Genomic DNA, 23,446 nt, shown 5'->3' on the forward strand with positions numbered 1-23,446 from the left:
GGGTTCGCTGTCCGGCTTGCCTGGTTGGGCCGCGCTGATCGGGCCCCGTTGATCGGGCTGCGCTGATCCGGCTCCGTTGATCCGGCTCCGTTGATCGGCTTGCCTGGTCCGCTTCCTGATCCGCCTCAACCGCATGCCACAACCGTCCGGCGCCGGTCCCTCCCCTCGTGGGGACCGGTGCCGAACGGTGCAGCGGTGTCGATCCGCGCCGTGCGGGCGCGGATCGGGGAGAGGCCGGGCCCGTGGTCGATGCGGCAGCCGTCCGGAAGGGACCGGGACCGGCTCCACAGACCTCCCGAGCCCCGCGACGTGCCCGGCGCCGCCGTCTCGTCACTTCGGCAAAAGCTGTCCGAGAACGAGCGGTGCCATGGGCTGTCTCCGCGGGCCCCGAGCTGGTGGCCTGGCCAAGTGGCTAGTAGTGGATGCGCGACTGGGGCATGATCCTGCCAGTTGTGCCTCCCGCCGAGGAGGTTCCGGTATCGGATCAACGACTTCGCCGCAGGTCAGCCGTATAAAGTGACTTTTCCGGTCCGGAAGTCGACAGGTGCGGGGGAAGAAGGAGAGGGGACCTTGAGCTCCGACTCAGGGGCACGCACGGCCTTCGCGGAACGTCTCGCGCTGCTGTACAAGGAGGCCGGTAACCCTCCCCTCAAGAGCGTGGCCGATGCGGTCGTCCGGCTTCAGCGGACCGACGAGCGAGGGCGGCCCGTACGGGTCTCCGCTCAGCGGATCAGCGACTGGCGACGAGCCAAGAACGTACCCGCCCAGTTCGCCGCCCTCGCGGCGGTGTTGCACGTCCTGATTCCCGAGGCACGGCGCCTGCGGCCGGTGCCGGTGTCCGCGGGCCTGTACGACCTGGTCCAGTGGCAGCGCCTGTGGGGGCGCGCGGTGGCCGACCCGGTCGGTGAGCGCCCCGCGGCCTTGGCCACGGAGGAGGAACGGCCCTCCCCCGAATCCCCGGCCGTGCCCGGTGGGGTGTGCCCGTACCGGGGGCTGGCGTCGTACCGGCAGCAGGACGCCCGGTGGTTCTTCGGCCGGGAGCGGAGCACGGAGGCCCTGGTCGCCCAGCTGCGCGCGGCCGAGCGGACGGGTGGCCTGGTGATGCTGGTGGGCGCTTCGGGGGCGGGGAAGTCCTCCCTGCTGAACGCCGGTTTGGTGCCCGCGCTGCACAGCGGCGCACCGGGCGAGGGGAGCGGCCCGGCGAGGGAGGTGCTGCACCTCGTGCCGGGGGCCGATCCGCTCGCGGAGCTGGCCCGCCGGATACCCGAACTCGCCCCCGTCATCTCCTCCGCCAAGGAACCGACAGCCAAGGAACCGACAGCCAAGGAACCGGCGGCCAAGGAACCGGAGGCGGAGCCCGGCTCCGCTCGGTTCGCGCACGCGGTGCGGGAGGCCGTCACGGCATGGGCGGAACGCGGCACGGAACCCAAGGCCGACGCCGGGACGGAACCCAGGGCCGACGCCGGGACGGAACCCGGGGCGGCCTGCGGGACGTCCCCGACCGGCCGTCCGGTCGTCATCGTGGACCAGTTCGAGGAAGCGTTCACCCTCGGCTCCGACGAGAGGGACCGGAGCACGCTCATCCAGCTCCTCCACGCCGCCTGCACGCCCGCCGGACCGGGCGAGCCGCCCCCCGTCCTCGTCGTCCTCGGCATACGCGCCGACTTCTACGAGCAGTGCCTGGTCTACCCCGAACTGGCCGACGCCCTGCAACACCGTCATATGGTGCTCGGCCCGCTGACCACCGCGGAGCTGCGCGAGGCGGTGACCGGCCCGGCCAAGGCCGTGGGGCTGGAGCTCGAACCGGGACTGGCGGAGCTGATCGTCCGGGAGGTGAGCGCCGACGGTCCGCGCGGGACGCATGACGCGGGGGTGCTGCCGCTCCTCTCCCACGCCCTGCTCGCCACCTGGCAGCGGCGGAAGGCGGGCCGGCTGACGCTGGCCGGCTACCGCGCGGCGGGCGGCATCCAGGGCGCGGTGGCGGCGACCGCCGAACGGGCCTGGACCGGCCTCGACCCGGGGGCCCGTACGGCCGCGCGACTGCTCCTGCTCCGGCTGGTCCGGCTGGGCGAGGACACCGCGGCCACCCGCAGGCGGGGGACGCGGCGGCAGCTGGCGGCGGAGTCGACGGACCCGGGCAAGACGGAGGAATCGCTCGAAGCCCTGGTCCGCGCCCGATTGGTGACGCTCGACGCGGAGACCGTGGAGATCACCCATGAGGCGCTGCTGCACGCCTGGCCACGGCTGCGCGACTGGATCGACGAGGACCGGAACGACCACCTTCAGCGCCAGCGGCTGGAGGAGGACGGCAGGGCCTGGGAGGGCTCGAACCGCGACAGCTCACTGCTCTACCGGGGTTCCCGGCTGGAGCAGGCCCACACCTGGGCGAAGTCGGCCGGTGACACCTTTCTGACCAGGAGCGCGGTGGAGTTCCTCGCCGCCTCGGTCAGGCTGCGCCGGCGCACCGTCTGGCTCAGCCGGGGCGCCGTGTCGGCCCTGGTCGTCCTGGCGGTGCTGGCCGCCGGTGCGGCGGTGGTCGCGTGGCAGCAGCGGGACGACGCGATGTTCGAGCAGGTGGTGACCGAAGCCGACCGCTTCCAGTCCACCGATCCGTCGCTGTCCGCCCAGCTCGCCATGGTGGCCCACCGCATGCGGCCGGACGACGAGGGCACCAACAGCCGGTTGATCTCGATGGTGAACGCGCCGCTGGCCACTCCGCTGCTCGGCCACACCGGCGCCGTCTACCTCACCTCGTTCAGCCCGAACGGGCGGACCCTGGCCACCGCCAGCTACGACCGGACCGTCCGGCTGTGGAACGTGAGCGACCCGACCCGCCCCGAACGGCTGGGCAAACCGCTCACCGGCCATACGAGCTGGGTGAGCAGCGCGGTCTTCAGCCCGGACGGCCGCACCCTCGCCAGCGCGGGCGACGACGGCACGATCCGCCGGTGGGACGTACGGGACCCCGGCCACCCGCGTCCGCTCGGTGAGCCCCTGTCCGGTCATGACGGCACCATCTACCTGGTCGCGTTCAGCCCGGACGGACGGACGCTGGCCGCCGCCACCGAAGATCACGTCGTACGCCTGTGGAACATGAGCGACCCGGACCGGCCGACGGCGCTCGGTGCGCTGACCGGCCACACCGCCGCCGTGCGCTCCGTGGCGTTCAGCCCCGACGGCCGGACGCTGGCGGCCGGCGGCGACGATGGCGCGATCAGGCTGTGGAACATGGCCGACCCGCGTCACCCGAAGCGGATCGACACCGTACTGACCGGCCACTCGGACCTGGTCCACTCCGTGGCGTTCAGCCCGGACGGCCGCACGCTCGCCAGCGGCAGCGCGGACAACACCGTCCGGCTGTGGAACCTGACCGACCCGCGTCACGCGGAACCGCTGGGCTCGCCGCTCACCGGCCACACCGGCCCCATCTGGTCCGTGGCCTTCAGCCCGGACGGCACCATGCTCGCCGCCGCCAGCCAGGACAGTACGGCGAGCCTGTGGAACGTCAGCGATCCGGCGTACCCGTCGCAGGTCGGCGAGCCGCTCGCGGGGAGCAGCGGCGAGATGTACGCCCTCGGCTTCAGCCCCGACGGCCGGACCCTCGCCACCGGCACCGGCGACAACATGGTCCGCCTGTGGTCGCTGCCGACGTCGGACATGGTCGGGCGGATCGGGGTGTTCCGTCCGGACGGGCGCGTGCTCGCCACGGCCGGGCGCGACGAGAAGCTCCGGCTGTGGAACGTGGAGAATCCCAACCGGCCGGTGTCGCTGGGCAAGCCGTTCCGGCCCGGGAAGGGCTCGGTGCGTGAGCTGACGTTCTCCCCGGACGGCCGCACCCTCGCGATGATGACCGGAGACCGCGAGGCGCGGCTGTGGAACGTCACCGACCCGGCCCACCCCGTCGCCTACCCATCGCCCATCGCGCTGCGGACCCGGTTCGCGGGCGCGCTGGCCTTCAGCCCGGACGGGCGCACCCTGGCGAGCGCGTATGACGACCGCACCATTCAGCTGTACGACGTCAGCGACCCGTCCCATGTGCGTCGGCTCGGCGCACGTCTCACCGGCCACCGGGGCTACGTCAACACCCTCCTCTTCAGTCCGGACGGCCGCACGCTCGCCAGCGGCAGCGCGGACAACACCATCCGGCTGTGGAACGTGACCGACCCCCGTCACACCACCCGGCGGGGCGCGCCGCTCACGGGGCACCTCGGGCCCATCAACGCGCTTGCCTACAGCCCGGACGGGCGCACGCTGACCAGCGGCGGCGACGACAACACGGTCCGGCTCTGGAACGTCACCGACCCGTCCGAGGCCACCCGGCTGGGCAAGCCGCTCACCGGCCACACCGATGCGATCGTGTCGCTGACGTTCAGCCGGGACGGCCGCACCCTGGCGAGCGGCGGCAACGACAACGCGGTCCGGCTGTGGAACATCACCGACCCGTCCGAGGCCGCGCCTATCGGTCAGTCGATGAGCCCCAACGCGAAGACGGGCAACTTCCTGTCCTTCGGCCCCTACAGCCGCATGCTCGGGGTGTCGAGCGGCGCCGGCACCGTCCGGCTGTGGAACCTGGACGTCGACCGGGCCGCCCACCGCATCTGCTCGATGACCCGGGGCGTTCTGACCCGGGAGAAATGGCACGAATACCTGCCCAGTCTGTCGTACGCGCCGCCGTGCGGCCGATGATCATGTCGCCCGGACATGGCGTGATCGCGATCACAACTCCGCGTCGCGACCGAGGAGTCGGCTGCCATATGCGAGAAGCCGCGTTACTCTTAAGTACAGCCCGACCGCTGGTGCATCCCCCGTCGCCAGCGGTCGGGCGCTTCCATGTCAGGGGGAGGCCCGGCACGAGCGCCGGGAACCGGACCGAGAACGCACCTTCATGACTTGGAGATCCCCCGTGACACGCAGGCCCGACAGGCCCCACAGGCCCGAGAGGCCCGCCAGGCCCCACAGGCTCGACCAGGCCGTGCTGGACCTGGGCCGCGAGTACGTCCGCCATGCCCCATGGAGCGCGGGGAAGCGGGCCCTGGTCGAGCGCCACCTGAACGCCGCGCTGCGGGACCGCCCCCTGCACCGCATGGCCCGTACGCGCTTCGGCGCCACCTTCGCCGTCGACACCCAGGACCTCATCCAGCGGTACCTCTACCTCTTCGGCGTCTGGGAGCCGCACATGACGCGCTGGCTCCAGCGCCGGCTGCGGCCCGGGGACGTCTTCGTGGACGTCGGGGCCAACATCGGCTACTACAGCGTCCTCGCCTCCCGCCTCGTCGGGCGCGGCGGGAAGGTGGTGGCGGTCGAAGCCTCGCCGCGGTTCCACCAGATCCTCCTGGGGCACGCGCGGCGGAACGGATGCGCCAACATCCGCGCGCTCAATGCCGCGGTGTCCGACCGCGACGAGCTGTTGACCTTCGTTCTCGCCAGCTCGCGCAACATGGGAGCGAACAGCATCGTCCCCTACGACGGCCCGGCCGAGTCCACCTTCCAGATCGCGGCCCGCCCGCTGCCCGACCTCCTCACCGAAGCGGAGATCTCCCGGGCCAGGGTCATCAAGGTCGATGTGGAGGGCGCGGAAGGCGGCGTGGTCCGGGGCCTCGCGCCCCTCCTGGACAACCTGCGCCCGGACGCGGAGCTGACCGTCGAGGTCACTCCACAGCGGATGGCCGAGCTGGGGGAATCCGTCGAAGAGCTGCTGGACGTCCTGCGCGGACACGGCTTCCACGTCTACCGCCTGGCCAACGACTACGCGGCCGGCAGCTACCCGGCCGCGCTGCGGCACGCACCCGAGGTGCCGGTGCGGTGGCGGGGACCGGTCGCCGAGGAGAGCGACCTGATCTTCTCCCGGGTCGACGCCGAGACCCTGCCCTGAGAAACGCCTCGTTCAGGACGTTCCGTACCGCCAGCCGTCCATGCCCGCCAGGACGCGGGCCCTGGCCTCGACCACCGCGAACCGCGCCCGGCGCTCGGCCTCGTCGGTGTGGGCGGCGTGGCTGGTGACCTGGCCGGGCCACTTGCGGTAGAGCAGGCCGGTCTCGGCGGTGAACCAGCCGCGGCTGACCGCGCTGAGGGCCATCAGCAGACCGGTGTCCTCGGAGGCGGGCAGGGCCATCCAGCCGCCGAGGGCCAGGAGGAGGTCGCGGCGCAGGAAGAGGGTGGCGGGGTGGACCTGGGCGCGGTAGCCGTTCGCCTTCCAGAAGTCGAGGACGGCGCCGCGGGCGATGGGGCCCTGCGGCGGGTCGCCCGCGAAGCCCACCGTGGAGCCGTCGGGCAGGAGGTCCAGGGCGCGGGAGGTGGCCCAGCCGAGATCGGGGTTCTCGGTGAGCGCGCGCAGATCGCGGGCGAGGGCGCCGGGGGTGAGCATGTCGTCGGCGTCCAGCACCTTGACGTACTCGCCCTCGGCGCGGGAGAGCCCCATCGTGCGGGCCATCGCGGCCCGGCCGGACCGGCCCTGGCCGAAGCTGACGCGGGCGTCGTCGGGGACGTAGGGACGTACGGCGTCGGTCTCGCCGTCTTCCTGGATCACCCACTGCCAGTCCCAGCCGTCGGGCAGCTCCTGCTCGCGCAACGACTTGTAGGCGTCCGGCAGATACTCGGCGCCCGGGGCGTGGACCGCGGTGATGACGGTGATGGTGTTCGGCATGGTCACCACCTCTTCAGGGGAGTCGTGTAGACGAGTTCCGTACGGTCCGCGGCCAGCGTCACGTCGGAGACCTCGACGACCCGGCCGCCGGTGTCCGTACAGATCTTGCGCAGAAGGATCACCGATACGCCTTTCTTGAGACCGAGTCGGTCGGCCTCTTCCACCGTCGGGGGCCGGGCCGTGATCCGTTCCGTTACGCGGTCCAGCTCGATGCCGATGGTGTAGAGCTGGTTCTGGGTGCCGCCGGGCCAGGGCTCATTGGCGGCATCGAGCAGATCCGGGTTGGCGGCCACCACGTCATGCACCAGATACGAGTGCACCAAGGCGAACGGCGCGTCCTCCGCGCGGCAGTTGGTGCGGTAGATCCGCTCCAGCAGCCGCGTGCCCACGGGAATCCCGAAGACGGACGCCAAGTCCTCGTCGGCCGTCGCGTCCCGGTACTCGGCGTGGAAGGCGAGATCGGTCACCTCGAGCCCGGTGTCGTGCTCGGTGGACCCGGTCCTCAGCCGTTCGGCCTTCGGCCGGCGCACCCGGTCCTTCTCCCACTGGTGCCGGTCGTTGTTCCGCTCGATCCGCCGACGCGGGGTGCGGACGAAGGTCCCCACCCCGTGCCGCTTGTCGATCAGCCCCTCGGCCACCAGCTCCGACAGCGCCCGCTGAAGCGTCGGCACGCTGGTCCGGTACCGCACGGCGAGCTTGTCCTCGGCCGGCAGCCGCTCCCCCGGGAGCAGCCGGCCCGCACGGATACCGGCCCGCAGGGCATCCGCGATCTGCTCGTACTTGGCCATGCGTGCTCACCGTCCTCGGTGGTGGGGACGGTTTCAGGGTAAGTCCTCAAGAGGTCTTGAGGACTGGCGAAGGGACTCGCGAAGAGACTCGAGAAGGAACTCGCGAAGGCTTTGCCGTCGCGCCGCCTCACCCGTCGGATGCCGACCTCACCCGTCGGCGGCCAGTCGGTCCAGCCACTCCCGCAGCAGCCGCTGCTCCGCGCCGCTGAGGGAGGTCTGTTCGGGCAGTGTGGCGCGCAAGGTGCGGGCGGCGCCGGCCGGGCCCGCGTCCCGCACGGCCGGCTCCTGGTTGGTGACGGCGGCGACCATGGCTTCCCGGAGCGTGGTCAGCAGCGCCGGATCGCGCCGGTCCTCGGGCTGGGACAGCCAGGTGAGCACGGCGCCGCGCGCCGTGGCGTGGATAATCTGGGCCGCCAGCTCCTCGTCGACGCGCAGCCAGCCGCCGACGGCGAGGCGCCGGACGCGGCCCATCAGGATCTCCATACCGAGCTCGAAGGCGGCCGACGCGGGCCGTGCGGGCTCGCTGTACATCAGTGCGTACAGGGCGGGGTTGGCCAGACCGAACTCGACCGCCAGATCCCATCCGGCCTTCAGGTCCTCAATGGGGTCCTGCGGGTCGGGGTCGACGTGTTTGGCCGCGAGGAATGTGGCGAAGCCGTGCTCGGCCACCGCTTCGAGCAGCCCGTCCTTGTCGCCGAACAGCCGGTAGATGGCCGGCGGCTGAAGCCCCGCCGCCTCGGCCACCGCGCGCGTGGTGACCGCGTCACGCCCTCCGCGCTCCAGAAGACCGACGGCGGCCTCGATGATCCGCCGACGGGTCTGCTCGCGACCCGTGGCCGAGGTGTCGGATGCGTCGGCGGCGCCGTCTCCGCCGAACGTACGTGGCGTCATATATCAACGATACCTTTCTGAGGGTTCCGCCGATAGTTCCACTGGTACCCTCATCATGTTTCCATCGGAAGCAACTGCGGCGCCGCGCCGCCTTGCGGACCAACAGGAGCAGCACATGATCGTCATTACGGCCCCGACCGGCCGGATCGGCCACCAGGTCCTCGAGAGCCTGACCGGCGGTACGGAAGCGATCCGCGTGATCGCCCGCGCCCCGGACCGGCTGTCCGCCCAGATCCGCGATCGCGTCGAGGTCGTGCAGGGCTCGCACAACGATCCCGCGGTGCTGACCAAGGCGTTCACCGGAGCCGACGCCGTGCTGTGGCTGGTCCCGCCGAACCCCTCCGCCGACGACCCCATGGAGCACTACCTCGGCTTCACCCGCCCCGCCTGCGAGGCCGCCACGGCGCAGGGCGTCCAGCGGATCGTCGGCGTTTCCAGCCTGGGGGCCGACTACGGCGAGGACGCCGGGCTGCTCACGCCCGCCTTCGCCATGGACGACCTGATCGAACGGACCGGGGTGGCCTACCGGTCCCTGCGCATGCCGTTCTTCATGGAGAACCTCCTCGCCCAGGCCGAGACCATCAAGAACCAGGGCACGTTCTTCCTGGCCAACGCCGCAGACCGCCCCCTCCGCCTGGTCGCCACCCAGGACATCGCCACCACCGCGACCCGGCTGCTGCTCGACGACACCTGGACCGGGCAGGACAGCGTTCCGGTACTCAGCCCCGACGCACTGACGCCCACCCAGATGGCGCGGACCATCTCGGAGGCCCTCGGCAAACCGGTCACCTTCCAGCAGGTCGGCATGGCCGACTACAAGGCCGACATGCTGCGGTACGGGATGAGCGACGCCTGGGCACAGGGGTTGGCCGACATGGCCCGCGCCCAGAACAACGGAATCTACGAAGCCGAGGCAGCCTCCGCCACGCCGTCCCCCACCACCTTCCTCCACTGGTGCCAGGACGTCCTCGCACCCGCCGTCCAGAACTGACACCGTTCTGTGCCGCAACGAGTCCCGTACGGTCACAGGGTCGGCGGAGCACGAAGGAGTGGCAGTGGGCGGGAATCCTCAGACAGCGGCGCTCGCGCAGGTTGTGCCGGCACCGCACGGCGTGGGTGAGCAGATCGACTGGCATGCGGTCGAGGAGATCTGGGGGACGCGGTTTCCGGCCGACTGTGTCGCCTTTATGGAAATGTACGGAGCAGGGCGGATCAGCGGACACGTCGGGATCCTGCTGCCGGTCCGCGGTCCGATACCTACTCGGACGGGCCGGGCTTGCGCAAGGAGACAGCGAACGCCCGCGGCACTTGGGAAATGCTCGGTGGCAGAGCGGCCCTGGATGTGGACCCCGATTCCATCCTGGCCTGGGGAGTCACCAGCGGCGCAGACATCTACTGCTGGCTGACCAGGGGCGACGATCCCGACCGATGGCCCGTGCTCGCGTGCGGGCGGCACACGGCCCCTCCGCTCCAAGTCCACCCCGGCCGTGAAAATGCCCCCGCACCGCGCCGTATGCGCAGGTCGGGGGCATGATCACAAAACTTACTTCTTCTTGCCCTGGTTCTTGACCGCCTCGATGGCGGCCTTCGCGGCCTCCGGGTCGAGGTAGGTGCCGCCCGGGTTGACGGGGCGGAAGTCGGCGTCCAGGTCGTAGGAGAGCGGGATGCCGGTGGGGATGTTCAGGCCCGCGATGTCGGCGTCGGAGATGCCGTCGAGGTGCTTGACCAGGGCGCGGAGCGAGTTGCCGTGGGCGGCGACCAGGACCGTGCGGCCGGTGAGCAGGTCCGGGACGATGCCGTCGTACCAGTACGGCAGCATGCGCTCGACGACGTCCTTGAGGCACTCGGTGCGCGGGCGCAGCTCCGGCGGGATGGTCGCGTAGCGCGGGTCGTCGCTCTGGGACCACTCGGCGCCGTCCTCGAGCGGGGGCGGCGGGGTGTCGTAGGAGCGGCGCCACAGCATGAACTGCTCTTCGCCGAACTCGGCGAGGGTCTGCGCCTTGTCCTTGCCCTGCAGCGCGCCGTAGTGGCGCTCGTTCAGCCGCCAGGAGCGGCGGACCGGGATCCAGTGGCGGTCGGCGGCCTCCAGGGCGGACTGCGCGGTGCGGATCGCGCGCTTCAGGAGGGACGTGTGGACCACGTCGGGGAGCAGGCCGGCGTCCTTCAGCAGCTCACCGCCGCGGACGGCCTCCTTCTCGCCCTTCTCGTTCAGATTGACGTCCACCCAGCCGGTGAACAGGTTCTTCGCGTTCCACTCGCTCTCGCCGTGGCGGAGGAGGATCAGCTTGTACGGTGCGTCGGCCATGTCGTCGAGCCTACTGGACCGGCCTGAGGGGCTCGGTTGACGGACCCCGTCAATTCGGTGGCGGGGTGGGGGCGGGGTCGGTAATTTGCGGTTGCTGGTTGTGCCACTTACAGGGGGGAGTCGCCCGGTGTCCGTCGTCCGACTGAGGCAGGCCACGAAGGAGAGCGTTTCGGGACTGCCCCGGGCGTTCTGGTGGCTGTGGACCTCCACCCTGGTCAATCGGCTGGGCGGGTTCGTGGCCACCTTTCTTGCCATGTACCTGACCGTGGGCCGTGGTTATTCGGCGATGTTCGCCGGACTGGTCGGGGCGCTGCACGGGCTGGGCGGGGCGGTGTCGGCGGTGGTCTCCGGGGTGCTGACCGACCGGCTGGGGCGGCGGCCCACGCTGCTGGTCTCGCAGCTGTCGACGGCGGTCACGGTCGCCGTCCTGGGCTTCGTCCAGGACCCGGTCGCCATCGCCGTCGTGGCCTGCCTGGTGGGGATGACCAGCAACGCGTCACGGCCCGCCGTGCAGGCGATGATCGCCGACATCGTCGCCCCCGAGGACCGGGTGCGGGCCTTCTCGCTCAACTACTGGGCCATCAACCTCGGCTTCGCCGTCTCGGCGGCGGCGGCCGGGCTGATCGCGCGCCACGGCTATCTCACCCTCTTCCTGGCCGACGCCGGGATGACGCTGCTGTGCGCGGTCATCGTCTTCGCCAGGCTCCCGGAGTCCCGGCCGGAGCGGGGTGCGGCAGTCGCGGGTGAGAATGCGGCGGGGGCGGCGACTGACCCGCCGGAGCCGGAGGTCGGGCTGGGCACGGTGCTGCGGGACCGGCGGTTCATGGCCGTGGTCGCGCTGTCGTTCCTGATCGCGACCCTCATCCAGCAGGCGTTCGTGGCGCTGCCGGTGGCGATGGGAACGGACGGGCTGTCCAGTACGGACTTCGGCGTCGCGATCGCGACGAACGGCGTGCTGATCGTGGCCGTGCAGATCCCGGTGACGCGGTTCATCGAACACCGCGATCCGGCTCCCCTGCTGATCGCCTCCGCGCTGCTGACCGGAGCGGGCTTCGGGCTGACCGCCTTCGCCGGGTCGGTGGGGATGTACGCGCTGGCCGTGGCCGTCTGGACGCTCGGCGAGGTCATCAACTCGCCCACGCAGATGGGGCTGGTGGCCCGGCTCTCCCCGACCCATGGGCGCGGACGCTACCAGGGGATGTACAGCCTGTCGTGGTCCCTCGCCTCGCTCATCGCACCGCTCGCCGGCGGCGCGGTCATCGACCGCTTCGGCGCGGACACGCTGTGGGCGGCCAGCGCGGTCGTGGGGGGCGTGGCCGCCGCCGGGTACGCGGCGCTGGGGCGCGCGATGCGGAGCGGTTCTGGGGTTGAGGATTCTGGGGGTTCTGGTGTTGAGGGTTCCGGGGTGAGGAGTTCTGGGGGCGAGGGTTCGGGGGGTGGGGGATCTGAAGGCAAGGGTTCCGGGGTTGGTGCGGGTGCCGCTGAGGTGGGGTAGCTGCCGCGATCACCGCGTGGGCCTGGGGAGCAGCGGTTTGATGTCGATGCTCGGCAGCGAGGGCGGCGGCAGCCGGTAGGCCGGGGGCGTCGGCCACACGGGGGTGGTGGGGAAGCCGTAGGTCGGGAACGGGGCAGGCGCGGGCGCGGTGCCGGTGCCGCCGCCCGGCTGGTAGGGGTCGTTCCACCGGGTCACCGGCGTTCCGGGGTAGCTCGGCTCGTCCCTGTTCGCCCACAGCGCGAGCATCAGCCCCGTCATCCCCACCAGCACGGTGAACGCCAGCGCCCGTACGGCGGTGATCCGCCGGCGCGCGGGGCCGGTGACTCCCGGCGCGATGCTGATCCGCCGCGCCTTCTCCCCCGGCGCCGGGCCGGTGGGCAGGGGTGCGCGTTCGTCCACGCCCAGGGCGGCCAGGTGCAGCCCGAGCCGCTGGGTCTGGCCGGGCAGCCGGACGGCGGTGTCGGCCCAGGTGTGGATGGTCTCGGGGGCGATGCCGTCGGGCGGTACGAGGATGCTGGGGCCGGTCCAGTCCATCGCCCAGTACGCGGTCCCCCGCGCGACCAACTGCGCCCCGATCAGCACGGCCAGGGCGTCGGCCAGGGGGCGAAGTGGATCGCGCTCGGTCTGCTCGGTGTGGGGCAGTCGGGAGTTGAGGGCGCGGGCGAGCGGCATCCGGCGGCCGCCGTCCAGCAGTCGCAGCACCCGCTGGATCGTCAGCGCGTCCGGCTCCGTTTCCGGCTCCGTTTGCGGTTTCGCACCCTGTTCCGCGTCCCGCTTCGCGCCCGGTTTCGCCGTCTCTCGTTCCGCGTCCGGCTCCGCCCTCCGTCGTCCCGTCCCCTCGGCCTCCTCGACCGTGCGCACGGCCTCGGCCAGTGGGGTGAGGGTCCGCGTCGCGCGGTGTTCGGCCAGTTCGGTGAGCCAGTCCCGCCAGGGCACTCTGGTCCCCGCGTCCGGGCCGGACAGCAGGACGCGGCCCAGCTCGACCGCGTACCGCGGCGGGACGGGGACGGGGTCCGGGAGCCGGGGTTCGGTGCCGGGCTCCCGGGCTTCCCGGGCGGGCAGGCGCGCCAGCCGTTCCAGCCGGGTGGCCAGGGCCGGATGCGCGTCGTCGGGGCCGGCGGGCCGCTCGGCGGCGCGGGCGCGCAGCGCGGCCATCGGCTCTCGTACTTCGGGCGCCTCGACCATATGGGCGAAGGCGCGGAACGGATCGTCGGGGATCCGGCCGGTCGCCCGGCGCATCGGGGCGAGGAAGTCGGCGAGGAACTCCTGCCACGCCACCGCCAGCGCCTCCGTGGAGCACAGCGCGTCGGCGACGGCACCCGGACCCGCCACCCGGGCGGCCTCCAGCTCCTGCCGCCGCCGGACCGGACGGGTGAGCCAGCGGAAGACACGGGAGTAGAGGCCGAGCAGCAGCAGCGGCCCGCCCGCGTACAGCCGCACCAGGTCATTGGCGGCCGACGCGTCCTGGATCGCCTGCCGGGCGGCGACCAGGCCCGCCGCGCCCCGGTGGGCCACCGCGCCGAAGCGGCTGTGGCGGCGGGAGAAGTGGCCCAGCTCATGCGCGAGGACGGCGCGCAGCTCGGCGGGCGGCAGGCCGACCAGCAGGGGCACGCCGAGGTAGAGGACGCGCCGGCCGGGGGCCAGCCCGAGGAGTGGGGCGTCCTCGGTGACCGAGGCGTTGACCTCCGCGGTCAGCCGGATCTGGACGGGCGGCCGGGTGCCGACGCCGAGCGCCAGCTCCTCGACCGTGCGCCATAACTCGGGCGCCCCGCGCCGGGTCACCGTCACCGCGTCCTCGCGCGGGGCGGCGGGCCGCGCGGTGCGGACCACCGCCCACACCATGCCGAAGACGATCGGCGCGAACGCCGCGCAGGCGGTGACGACGCTGGTGGGCGGCGACTGGACCCCCGGCTCACCGGCGGTCCACAAGGCCGCCGCCAGAAACGCCCCCCAGAGCAGCACCATGGCCGCGACCAGCGCGTAGAAGACGGCGAGCAGGGCGAGGGCGAGGACAGCACGGGCGACGGCGAGGACCGAACGGGCGGCACCGATCATCGGCGCTCCCGGGTGGTGTCGGGGACGCCGTTGCGGGCGGTGTCGCGTGTCTCGTTCCGGGCACCCTGCCGGGCGGCATCACGTGCCCCGTCCTGCATGCCTTGCCGGGCGGGATCGCGTGCCCCGTCCTGCGCGGCATCACGCGCCCCGGCCCGAGTGGCGTCAGGGACACCTTGCCGGGCGGCATCACGCGCCCCGGCCCGAGTCGCGTCACGGACCCCGTCCCGGACGGCATCACGAACCCCCGCCCGAGTCGTGTCACGGACCCCGTCCCGGGCGGCGTCGCGGCCGTCGGCGCAGACGTCGCCCCAGGCGGCGTCGCGGGCGTCGCCCCAGGCGGCATCGCGGCCGTCGCCCCAGGCACCGTCGCGGGCGTCGTCCAGGTCGCCGTCCCGGGCAAGGCCCCCGGCATCGTTCCCCGGTTCCGCCCGGCGGGGTTCGCTCCGGAAGCCGTCCGACAGCCACTCCACGGCCCCGTACAGCGCCACGGCCAGCGGGTCCCGCGCCGTGCGGGTCAGCAGGCGCTCGCCCGAGCGGTCCAGCTCGGGGGAGACGTCGAGCAGCAGGCTCAGCCGGGCGCGGGCCTTGTGCAGGTTGCTGCCGACGCTGCCGACGGAGATCCCCAGCTCTGCGGAGATCGCCTGATAGCTCATGCCCTCCAGCGAATGCATGACGACCACCTGGCGCTGGCGCGGTGGCAGCGTGCCGAGTGCGCGCAGCGCGGCCAGCGCCTCGGCGGTCTCCTCCACGGTGGCGGTCGTGGCGGCCGGGACGGTCAGCTCGACCGGCTTCCAGCGGAACCACCAGCGGCGCCCGTCCCGCGAGAGCTTGCGCCGCATGGTGGTGGTCACCCATGCCTCGGGCGAGGCGCACGCCCTGACCTCGGGCCAGCGGCGCATCGCCTCGATGTACGCCTCCTGCACGGCGTCCTCGGCGTTCTGCCGGTTGCCGCTGAGCATCACCGCGCGGGCGGCCAGCCAGGGGTAGGTGCGGGCGTAGAAGGCGTCGAACTCCTCCTCGGACCTCTCTTCGCGCGTGATCTCCTCTGCGGTCCCGCTCATGCCGCCCGCCCCCCGTCCCGCTTATCCCGCTCATCCCGTTCGTCCCACTCATCCCGCTCGGACCGCTCCTGCGGCCGCCGCCGTATGGTCAGCGCCGCGCCGTCGGGACGGCGGTCGGTGAGCACCGTGCCCGGAGCCGTTCTGCTCACCAACTCGGCCAGCGTGCGCGCCCGGAGCCGTTCGCCCGAGCGCGCCGCCAGCCAGCGGATGACGTCCCCCATCAGCCGTAGCACCCCCACCGTCACGATCGTTGCCACCGTGAGCCACGGATTGTCCATGAGCACCCTTATGTCTCCTCTTCATGGTTCCCGGCCGGAGCCGGTTCACCATGAAGAGCCGTCATGGATCGGTTTTCTTCACCGTGATTCTTGAAGACCGCTCGTGTACGCCGGCGCCGCGTACGTCGCGTCAGCGGCCTGTTAGTCATGGGTTAGCCGATCGACAGCAGCGGCGGACAAGGTTGTTTCCAGGACGCGGAACGCAGCGCGCGAACCGCACCGACAAACCGCACCGCGAAAACTCGCACCGCGAAAACTCGCACCGCGTCCCGGACACACTTCGACCGCCCTTGGGGGATGCCATGCCGCGCAAGACCGCTCTCCGCCGCACCCGCACCCGCACCGTCGCCGCCGCCTCGCTGATCGCCGCTGCCGCGCTCTCGCTCACCGCCTGCGGAAGCGACGGTTCCGACACCGACGCCAAGGGAAACCCGTCCACGGTCGCCTCGCCCATCCACCCGGACCCGAACACTTCGGCCATCCACCCGAACGATGCCTCCAACGGCTCGCCCAAGGCCGACACCCTGACGAGCGACGCCTCCGACAGCTCCTCGTCGGCGAACCGCTGCGCCAGCGACCAGTTGGAGGCCGCGTGGTCGAACTTCGAGGGCGGCCCGGACATGGAGTACGACGGACAGCAGACCGCCCGGGTGGTGCTGAAGAACACCGGCACGAAGGACTGCACCATGGTCGGCTTCCCGGGTGTGCAGCTCCAGACCGGGCACGGCGAGACCTGGGACCTGCGGCGCACCAATGACAAGCCGGCGCCGGTGACGCTCGACGCCGGCGGACGGGCCGCCTTCGACATCACGTTCCTGGCGTCGACCCGCGACGACGACCGGAAGTTCGCGCCGAGCCAGGTCGTCATCACTCCGCCGAACGAGCGCCGCAACATCGTGCTGGACTGGCCCTACGGCGGCGCGCTGCTGGACCAGTCGGGCGCCACCCGCCCGGGGACCTACGTCGGCCCGGTCAGCGAGCCGCAGACCTGAGGGCGGACATCAGCCCGGCGTGACCGCGCACCTCATCGCGGTGACGGGGCCTCGGCGCCGCCACGCCGGGCCGTCGGCTCGGCTACCTTCACTTCGCCGTGTCGCGCGTCAGATTGCTGAACGCCTCGAGGTTGCGGGTGGATTCGCCGCGCGAGGTGCGCCACGCGTACTCCTTGCGGATGGCGGTGGCGAACCCCATCTCCAGCAGGGTGTTGAAGCTGCCGTCCGCGTTCTCCAGCACGGTGCCGAGCAGCCGGTCGACTTCCTCCGGGGTGACGGCGGCGAGCGGCAGCTTGCCCACCAGGTAGATGTCGCCGAGCTGGTCGATGGCGTAACTCACCCCGTAGAGCCGGGTGTTGCGCTCCAGCAGCCAGCGGTGGACGGCCTCGTGGTTCTCGTCGGGGTGGCGGACGACGAAGGCGTTGACGGAGAGGGAGTGCCGGCCGACCCGCAGCGAGCAGGTGGTCGACAGCTTGCGGGTGCCCGGGAGCGTGACGACGAAGGTGCCGTCGGACGGGCTCTCCCATTCGAGCTCGGCGTCGCGCAGGGTCCGCTCGATCACGGCCTTGGCATCGGACACGGCCCGGGGCCCGGAGGAAGCGGCCCGGGGCCCGGAGGAAGCGGCCAGTGGCCCGGACGCGGCCCGGCTGCCGGACGACGCCTGGTCCTCGGCCACGGCCCGGGTCCCGGACGCGCCCCGGTCCCCGCTTACGCCCCGGTCTCCGCTCGCGGACGTGCTGTCGGTGTCACCCATGGGCCGATCGTAGGCGACGCCGCTCACGCAGCGCCTCCGTATAGACCTCCGCCGTGGCCGCGGCGGAGGTGTCCCAGCCGAAGGACTCGGCGTGTCGGGCCGCGGCCGCGCCCATACGCTCCGACCGTCCCGGGTCCTGCGCGAAGGGGCGCAGGGCACGGGCGTAGTCGGCGGGGTCGTGGCCGTCGATCAGCGTGCCGCTGACCCCATCGCGTACGGCCACCGGCAGACCGCCCACCGAGGCCGCCACGACCGGGGTGCCGCATGCCTGGGCCTCGATCGCCACCAGCCCGAACGACTCGCTGTACGACGGCATGACCAGCACGGACGCCGCCCGGTACCAGTCCGCGAGCTCGTCCTGGACGCAGGGCGGCCGGAACCGGACCACATCGCAGATGCCGAGCCGCGCCGCCAGCTTGTGCAGCCCCTCGGGCTTGGCCAGGCCGCTGCCGCTGGGGCCGCCCACCACGGGGACGACCATGCGCCCGCGCAGCGAGGGGTCCTCCTCCAGGAGGTGGGCGACCGCGTGCAGCAGGATGTCGGGGGCCTTGAGCGGCTGTATGCGCCCGGCGAAGAGGGGTATGAGCGCGTCGGCCGGCAGCCCCAGCCGGGCACGGGCGGCGGCCCGGCCGTCGGCGGGCCGGAAGCGGTCGAGGTTCACCCCGGGGTGGACGACCGCGACCAGCTCGCGCGCCGCCTCGTAGTGGCGCACCAGCTCCTCGGCCTCCTCGCCGGTGTTGGCGATCAGCCGGTCGGCGGCGCGGACGATCTGCTGTTCCCCGATGACGCGGGCCGCGGGTTCGGGGGTGTCGCCCTCCGCCAGCGCGGCGTTCTTGACCTTGGCCATGGTGTGCATGGCGTGCACCAGGGGCACTCCCCAGCGCTCGGCGGCCAGCCAGCCGACGTGGCCGGAGAGCCAGTAGTGGGAGTGGACGAGATCGTAATAGCCGGGCCGGTGCCCGGCCCACGCCTGCATGACCCCGTGCGTGAAGGCGCACAGCTGCGCCGGCAGGTCCTCCTTCGCCAGCCCCTCGTAGGGCCCCGCGTCCACATGCCGTACGAGCACCCCGGGGGCGAGCTCGACGACCGGGGGGAGCGCGGCGGTGGTGGACCGGGTGAAGATCTCCACCTCGATGTCGATGGCGGCCAGGCGCTTGGCCAGCTCGACGATGTAGACGTTCATCCCCCCGGCGTCGCCGGTGCCGGGCTGATGCAGCGGCGAGGTGTGCACGCTGAGCATCGCGATCCGCCGCGGCCGCCGCGGAACGCGGCGAAACCGCTGGTGGGACGGGACGCCGAACGGTGCATGGGGCCGGCCTCGCAGGCCGCCGAGCCGGGGCGCGTACTGGCTCACCGCGCGATACCTCCTTGCCGGGGCGGGCTCCCTCCTGGGTCCTCAACACCGGAACGCGTTGTTCCCATTTCCGCTTTGCCAAAGCGTGACGTTCCGTGTTCGTCGGCCCCTCGTGTCCGCTCCCCTGCCCGCCCCGAAGTCCTTCCCTGTCCCCCGGGTCCGCCCCGCCCCGTCCACCCCGTCCGCCCCCGCATAGGCTCTGCGCCATGCCCGCCCGCGTACCCCCGCCGTCCCGTCCGATCGGTTCGGCGACCCGTGGGACGACCAACCCCAATCGGCTGCGCCGGATGGACCGGTGGATAGCGGCGGCGCACGGGGCCGCGTTGCGGCGGGCCGGCGAGGCACCGGTGGCGGTGGACCTGGGGTACGGGGCGGCCCCCTGGACCGCCGTCGAGCTGCTGGACCGGCTGCGGACCGTACGGGCCGGGACCCGCGTGGTGGGCGTCGAGATCGACCCCGGACGCGTGGCCGCCGCGCGGCCGTACGAGCGCGACGGGCTCACCTTCGCGCACGGCGGCTTCGAGGTGCCGCTGCCGGACGGGGCCCGCCCCGCGCTCATCCGGGCGGCCAATGTGCTGCGGCAGTACGAGGAGGACGAGGTCGCCGCCGTGTGGCGGCGGCTGTGCGCCCGGCTGGCGCCCGGCGGGCTGCTGGTGGAGGGCACCTGCGACGAGATCGGGCGGCGGCACGTATGGGTCGCGCTCGACCCGGCCGGCCCGCGCACCGTGACCTTCGCGGCCCGCCTCGGCTCCCTGGAACGCCCCTCCGACCTGGCCGAACGGCTCCCCAAGGCGCTGATCCACCGCAATGTGCCGGGCGAACCGGTGCACGCCTTCCTGCGCGACTTCGACCGCGCCTGGGCGGCCGCCGCCCCGTACGCGCCGCTCAGCGCGCGTCAGCGCTGGATACGCAGCGCCCAGACGCTGCGCGCCGAGGGCTGGCCGCTCACCGACGGGCCGCGACGCTGGCGCCAGGGGGAGGTCACGGTGCGGTGGGAGGCGCTGGCGCCCCAGGGCTGACGGCCCCGTCGGGCCCGTCGGCCCAGGTGTCCGGCCCGTCGGCCGTCATGCCTGACCCGGACGCGGGAACGCCTGAACGCGTCCCTCAAGCCACCGCCGCCGCACCCGCCAGCACGCTCAGTGCCTCCGCCGTCGCCGACCCCTTGTCGGCCGTGTACGTGCACAGCATCTGCCCCGGGTCCGCGGGCAGGACGAACGCCTCGAACCGCAGCACCAGCTCTCCCAGCTCCGGGTGGCGGAACCGCTTGACGCCCCGCGTCCGCTCCTGCACCGCCTGCGCCTCCCACCGCCGCTTGAACTCCTCGCTCCGCTCCAGCAGCTCGTGGATGACCCGGCACACCCGCGAACTGCCCGGGTGGCGTCCGATCTCCGCGCGCAGCCCGGCCACCGTGTCATCGGCGACCTCGTCCCAGTTCGGATGAATCTCCTTGAGCCGGGGGTCGAGGAAGACCAGCAGCGGACCGTTCCGCCGCTCCTCGGGGATCGTGGCGTAGTCGATGCCGAGCCGGGTGCCGAGCCGGTTCCAGGCCAGGACGTCCATCGCGGGCCCGTAGACGTAGGCGGGGACGGTGCCGTCCATCGCGTCCAGCAGCTGCTGGATCTCCGGCCGCACCCGCGGCCGCGGTTCGGGATCGCAGGCTCCGCCGGACCGCCGCGGCAGCGTGATGTTGCGCAGATAGGTGTGCTCGGAAGGGGTCAGCCGCAGCGCCCGCGCCAGCCCGCCGACCACCGAATCCGAGATGGCCGGGGCCCGGCCCTGCTCGATCCGGGTGTAGTAGTCGACGCTGATCCCGGCCCGCTGGGCCACCTCCTCACGGCGCAGCCCCCGCACCCGGCGCCGGACGACTCCCTCCGGCAACCCCAGTTCGGCCGGGTCGAGCGCGGCGCGGCGCGCCTTGAGGAACGCTTTGATCTCCGGTTCGGAATGGCCCATCGGTCCATTATCCGCGGTCCATCGTGCGCGATCCGTTGTCCGCGGTCCGTCTGTCCGCGCCCGGTGATCGTCCTGGACCGGATCGACGAGATCGTCCCGCCGGGTACGGACCTCAACCGGGCGGACAGCTACTACGTGCCCCCGGCGCTCGCGGACAAGACCCAACGCCGCCGCCGACGGCTGGTCATGAGGGCAGGGCGTGCAGCAACGCGTCGATGAGCGTGCGGTCGTGGTCGTAGGTGAGACGGCGACGGGCCGCGTCCGGGGGCAGCCAGACCAGGCGGTCGACCTCCCGATTGGGTACGAAGGTCTCGTCGTCGACGTCGACCGCCTCCGCCGCCCAGTAGCGGACCTCCTTGGGGCGGCCCTTGGCCAGGTAGTGGAGGGTGGGCAAGGCCGGCCCCGGGGCGCAGCCCATACCGGTCTCCTCGGCGACCTCACGCACCGCGCCGCGCAGCGCGTCCTCGCCGTGCTTCAGCTTGCCCTTGGGATGGGACCAGTCGTCGTAGCGCGGCCGGTGGACGAGGGCGACCTCCAGCCGACCGTCCCGCAGGGACCGTCGCCACAGCACACAGCCCGCCGCGAGGACGGTCCCGGCGCCCATTTCCCGGTCACCTTCACCGTCACCGTCACCACGGGAATTCCGCCGGCTCATCCACCGTCTCCCTCCAGGGTCTCCCGTTGTCCGTCCTCAGCCGCGCGACGAGCACTGTCGCAGATCCCCGGCACCCAACGCCCGCGGCCCGCCGCCCGACACCCGCCGCCCGACGTCCGGCGCCCAACGTCCGGCACACGTGGCCCGCTGTCCGACACCTGGCGCCTGGCGCCCGGCCACCCGTGGCCCGTGGCCCGTGGCCCAGCGTCCGGCGCCTGTGGCCCGATGTCCGGCACCCGGCACCCGTGCCCCGCCGTCCGACGCCCGTGACCCGACACCCGACACCTGGCGCCCGGCCCGTGGCCCGACGTCCGGCGCCCGTGTCCGGCGACCGTCGCCCAACGCCCGACGTCCGGCCTCCGATACCCAACGCCCGACACACCCGGCGACCGGGGACCGACAACCGCCGTCGAGACCGGCGCCCGACGTCCGCAGCCCGCCCGCACCCGCCGCCCGACGACCGATATCCGGCCTCCTCCCCTGGCCCGGCGCCCCGTGTCAGGAGGCTCTGACGGCCACGCGCCGCCAGATCCGGCCGAACGCGAAGCGGGCCGCCTCGACCTCATGCCGCTGATCGGCGTGGAGCACTCCGAGCGCGTACGCCGTCGCCGGGGCGATGCGGGGCGTACGGGCGGCCGCCGCAGCGGCGGCGGCCGCTTCGGCCGCGTCGCGGTGGCGCTCCAGCGCCTGTCCGGCGGCCAGCAGCCGTACGGACAGCGGCGGTTCGGCGTCCACGGCACCGGACCCGACCGGCCCTGCTCCATTGGGTCCGCTCGGCCCGTCCGGCTGCTGCCACGCCTGGTCGTATGTCTGGCCGTACCCGTGACCGTATGCCTGGTCAGACACCTGGTCGAGCACCTCCAGGGCGTACCGCCACAGCCGCAGCAGATGGCGCACCTGGTGCCAGGGGGCGTCCTGGCGCTCGCTGGCGGGCGGGGCGTCCGCCGCCGGGGTCGCCGCCAGGCCGTGGACCAGTGCCTCCGCGTTGTACGGATGTCCGGCGCGGACCAGCGGCAGCGCCTCCACCGCCTCGGTCAGCCGCCGGTTCGCCAGGTCGGCGAGCGGCGGCAGCACCTGTCCGGCGGGGCGGGCGGCGTTGGCCTCGTCGAGCGGGGCATCGGAGGCGAGCAGGGCGACGGTGTCTGCGACCGCGTGGAAGCGGGAGGAGCCGAGCGCCTCCAGGGCGGCGGTGTGGGCCCGGGTCCGGGCCAGGGTGAGCTGGCGCTCCAGTAGCGCCCCGGCGCGGGCGGCGCCCACGGTCAGCGCCCCGCCCCGGGCCTCCTCCTCGGCACCGGCCCGCTGGTGGGCCGCGCCCTGGCCGGACCGGTCGCCCTTCTCGCCCCTGCCGCCCCGGCCGCTCTTGTCACCGCGCTCACCGCGCTCACCGCGCCGCCGTCCGGCCGCGCGGCCCTCGTCCCTGGACGTCCCGGCCGCGCCCTCGGCGCCGCCGCCCGTACCGCCCGTACCGCCCGTACCGTCCGTATCGGCCGGCCCGGGACCCTGCCCCCCGACAGAGCCCCCGGCCCCGCCTCCCGGCGCACCGGCGGCCAGGGAGACGCTGCGGCGGGCGGTCCGGGTGGACCGGGGTGGGACAGAGTTGGGCGGGACGGAGTTGGGCGGGACGGAGTTGGGCGGGCCGCCCGCGCCGTCGACCGCGACCGTGACCCCGCCGCGTGCGGTGCGCGCGGCACTCGTGGCACTCGCCGCACCCGTGGCGCTCGCCGCACCCGTGGCACCCGTGGCACTCGCGGCGTTCGAACCATGCGCGGCGTCCTCGGAGAAGCGCTCACCGGCGTTCGCGCGCTCGGCGGCGGCCCCCTCGACCTGCGCCGATCGGTCCGCCAACCGGTCCGCGGGGCCGCCCGCGCCGGAGAGCCGGTGCAAGGCACCGCGCAGCCGGGCCAGCCGCTCCGCGTAGGCGTGCTCCCGCGCCAGCGTCCCCGACAGCCAGGCCAGCTCGGTCCGCAGCTGATCGGACCAGGCCGTGTCGGTGAGCGGGCGGTAGACGTACAGCACGCCGCTGATCCGCCGCGCGGCGCGGCACAGCAGCCGGGCGGCCTCGGCCGCCTCCACGACATCGGATCCGCTCTCGCGGTGCAGCCGCAGGCTGCGGAGGAAGTCCCCGGCCTGGGCGTGCAGATACGCCGAGAGCACCTCCCCCGCCGTCGCCGACTCCCCCCACGGCGGTCCCGCCGCCACGGCCGTGGCCTCCGCCATCCGGT

Annotated in this window: 18 protein-coding genes; 6 read left to right on the top strand and 12 right to left on the bottom strand. The window is 73.1% G+C overall.

Annotation, left to right across the window (positions count from 1 at the left end):
• Window positions 1–570 precede the first annotated feature (570 nt).
• Complete coding sequence (locus PS467_RS19450) at window positions 571–4,686, top strand: nSTAND1 domain-containing NTPase (RefSeq protein WP_311036361.1); 4,116 nt, start codon at window positions 571–573, stop codon at window positions 4,684–4,686.
• 286 nt (window positions 4,687–4,972) lie between these two features.
• On the top strand, window positions 4,973–5,872 hold the full coding sequence (locus tag PS467_RS19455) for an FkbM family methyltransferase (protein WP_311036362.1): 900 nt from the start codon (window positions 4,973–4,975) through the stop codon (window positions 5,870–5,872).
• A gap of 12 nt (window positions 5,873–5,884) precedes the next feature.
• Here PS467_RS19455 and PS467_RS19460 read toward each other — a convergent pair whose 3' ends face one another.
• The 3 genes from PS467_RS19460 to PS467_RS19470 form a co-directional block, all read right to left on the bottom strand.
• On the bottom strand, window positions 5,885–6,643 hold the full coding sequence (locus PS467_RS19460) for a glycosyltransferase family 2 protein (protein WP_311036363.1): 759 nt from the start codon (window positions 6,641–6,643) through the stop codon (window positions 5,885–5,887).
• A 2-nt stretch (window positions 6,644–6,645) separates the two neighbouring features.
• Window positions 6,646–7,431, bottom strand: a complete 786-nt coding sequence (locus PS467_RS19465) for a GntR family transcriptional regulator (protein WP_311036364.1) — start codon at window positions 7,429–7,431, stop codon at window positions 6,646–6,648.
• Window positions 7,432–7,578: 147 nt separating this feature from the next.
• Window positions 7,579–8,322 carry a TetR/AcrR family transcriptional regulator gene (locus tag PS467_RS19470; protein WP_311036365.1) on the bottom strand — a complete coding sequence of 248 codons (744 nt, stop codon included), beginning with the start codon at window positions 8,320–8,322 and terminating at the stop codon, window positions 7,579–7,581.
• 115 nt (window positions 8,323–8,437) lie between these two features.
• Here PS467_RS19470 and PS467_RS19475 point away from each other — a divergent pair, with 115 nt between their 5' ends.
• Window positions 8,438–9,313, top strand: coding sequence for an NAD(P)H-binding protein (locus PS467_RS19475; protein WP_311036366.1), 876 nt, complete (start codon window positions 8,438–8,440; stop codon window positions 9,311–9,313).
• Window positions 9,314–9,865: 552 nt separating this feature from the next.
• Here PS467_RS19475 and PS467_RS19480 read toward each other — a convergent pair.
• The gene (locus tag PS467_RS19480) at window positions 9,866–10,627 is read right to left on the bottom strand and encodes a phosphoglyceromutase (protein ID WP_268972895.1); all 762 of its coding nucleotides are present in this window, start codon (window positions 10,625–10,627) and stop codon (window positions 9,866–9,868) included.
• 127 nt (window positions 10,628–10,754) lie between these two features.
• Here PS467_RS19480 and PS467_RS19485 point away from each other — a divergent pair, with 127 nt between their 5' ends.
• A complete protein-coding gene (locus PS467_RS19485) occupies window positions 10,755–12,122 on the top strand; it encodes an MDR family MFS transporter (RefSeq protein WP_311036367.1) in 1,368 nt (455 codons plus the stop codon).
• Window positions 12,123–12,131: 9 nt separating this feature from the next.
• On the opposite strand, the gene PS467_RS19490 is transcribed toward PS467_RS19485, so the two are convergent.
• From PS467_RS19490 to PS467_RS19500, 3 genes are read right to left on the bottom strand one after another with little or no spacing between them, the layout of a single operon-like run.
• Window positions 12,132–14,177, bottom strand: coding sequence for a M48 family metalloprotease (locus PS467_RS19490; RefSeq protein WP_311036368.1), 2,046 nt, complete (start codon window positions 14,175–14,177; stop codon window positions 12,132–12,134).
• Window positions 14,174–15,238 carry an RNA polymerase sigma factor gene (locus PS467_RS19495; protein WP_311036369.1) on the bottom strand — a complete coding sequence of 355 codons (1,065 nt, stop codon included), beginning with the start codon at window positions 15,236–15,238 and terminating at the stop codon, window positions 14,174–14,176. The genes PS467_RS19490 and PS467_RS19495 overlap by 4 nt, the downstream gene beginning before the upstream one ends.
• Entirely contained in the window at window positions 15,235–15,516 is a 282-nt protein-coding gene (locus PS467_RS19500) for a hypothetical protein (RefSeq protein WP_311036370.1), read from the bottom strand. Before PS467_RS19500 ends, PS467_RS19495 begins: the two co-directional genes overlap by 4 nt.
• A 302-nt stretch (window positions 15,517–15,818) precedes the next feature.
• Here PS467_RS19500 and PS467_RS19505 point away from each other — a divergent pair, with 302 nt between their 5' ends.
• Window positions 15,819–16,508: a DUF4232 domain-containing protein gene (locus PS467_RS19505; protein ID WP_311036371.1), complete on the top strand. Its 690-nt coding sequence runs from the start codon at window positions 15,819–15,821 to the stop codon at window positions 16,506–16,508.
• Between the two features lie 88 nt (window positions 16,509–16,596).
• On the opposite strand, the gene PS467_RS19510 is transcribed toward PS467_RS19505, so the two are convergent.
• A complete protein-coding gene (locus tag PS467_RS19510; RefSeq protein WP_311039913.1) occupies window positions 16,597–17,088 on the bottom strand; it encodes a type III secretion system chaperone family protein in 492 nt (163 codons plus the stop codon).
• Window positions 17,089–17,254: 166 nt separating this feature from the next.
• Window positions 17,255–18,616, bottom strand: a complete 1,362-nt coding sequence (gene mshA / locus PS467_RS19515; protein WP_268972905.1) for a D-inositol-3-phosphate glycosyltransferase — start codon at window positions 18,614–18,616, stop codon at window positions 17,255–17,257.
• 206 nt (window positions 18,617–18,822) lie between these two features.
• Here mshA and PS467_RS19520 point away from each other — a divergent pair, with 206 nt between their 5' ends.
• Window positions 18,823–19,635 (top strand): class I SAM-dependent methyltransferase, encoded by an 813-nt coding sequence (locus PS467_RS19520; protein WP_311036372.1) that lies wholly within the window; start codon window positions 18,823–18,825, stop codon window positions 19,633–19,635.
• Window positions 19,636–19,720: 85 nt separating this feature from the next.
• On the opposite strand, the gene PS467_RS19525 is transcribed toward PS467_RS19520, so the two are convergent.
• The 3 genes from PS467_RS19525 to PS467_RS19540 all read right to left on the bottom strand — a co-directional run bounded on the left by PS467_RS19525 (window position 19,721) and on the right by PS467_RS19540 (window position 23,441).
• Entirely contained in the window at window positions 19,721–20,569 is an 849-nt protein-coding gene (locus tag PS467_RS19525) for a helix-turn-helix transcriptional regulator (protein WP_311036373.1), read from the bottom strand.
• 184 nt (window positions 20,570–20,753) lie between these two features.
• Window positions 20,754–21,173, bottom strand: a complete 420-nt coding sequence (locus PS467_RS19535; protein WP_311036374.1) for an NUDIX hydrolase — start codon at window positions 21,171–21,173, stop codon at window positions 20,754–20,756.
• Between the two features lie 549 nt (window positions 21,174–21,722).
• The gene (locus tag PS467_RS19540) at window positions 21,723–23,441 is read right to left on the bottom strand and encodes a CHAD domain-containing protein (RefSeq protein WP_311039914.1); all 1,719 of its coding nucleotides are present in this window, start codon (window positions 23,439–23,441) and stop codon (window positions 21,723–21,725) included.
• Window positions 23,442–23,446 lie beyond the last annotated feature (5 nt).

This window comes from Streptomyces luomodiensis (genome assembly GCF_031679605.1).
Taxonomy (GTDB): Bacteria; Actinomycetota; Actinomycetes; order Streptomycetales; family Streptomycetaceae; genus Streptomyces; species Streptomyces luomodiensis.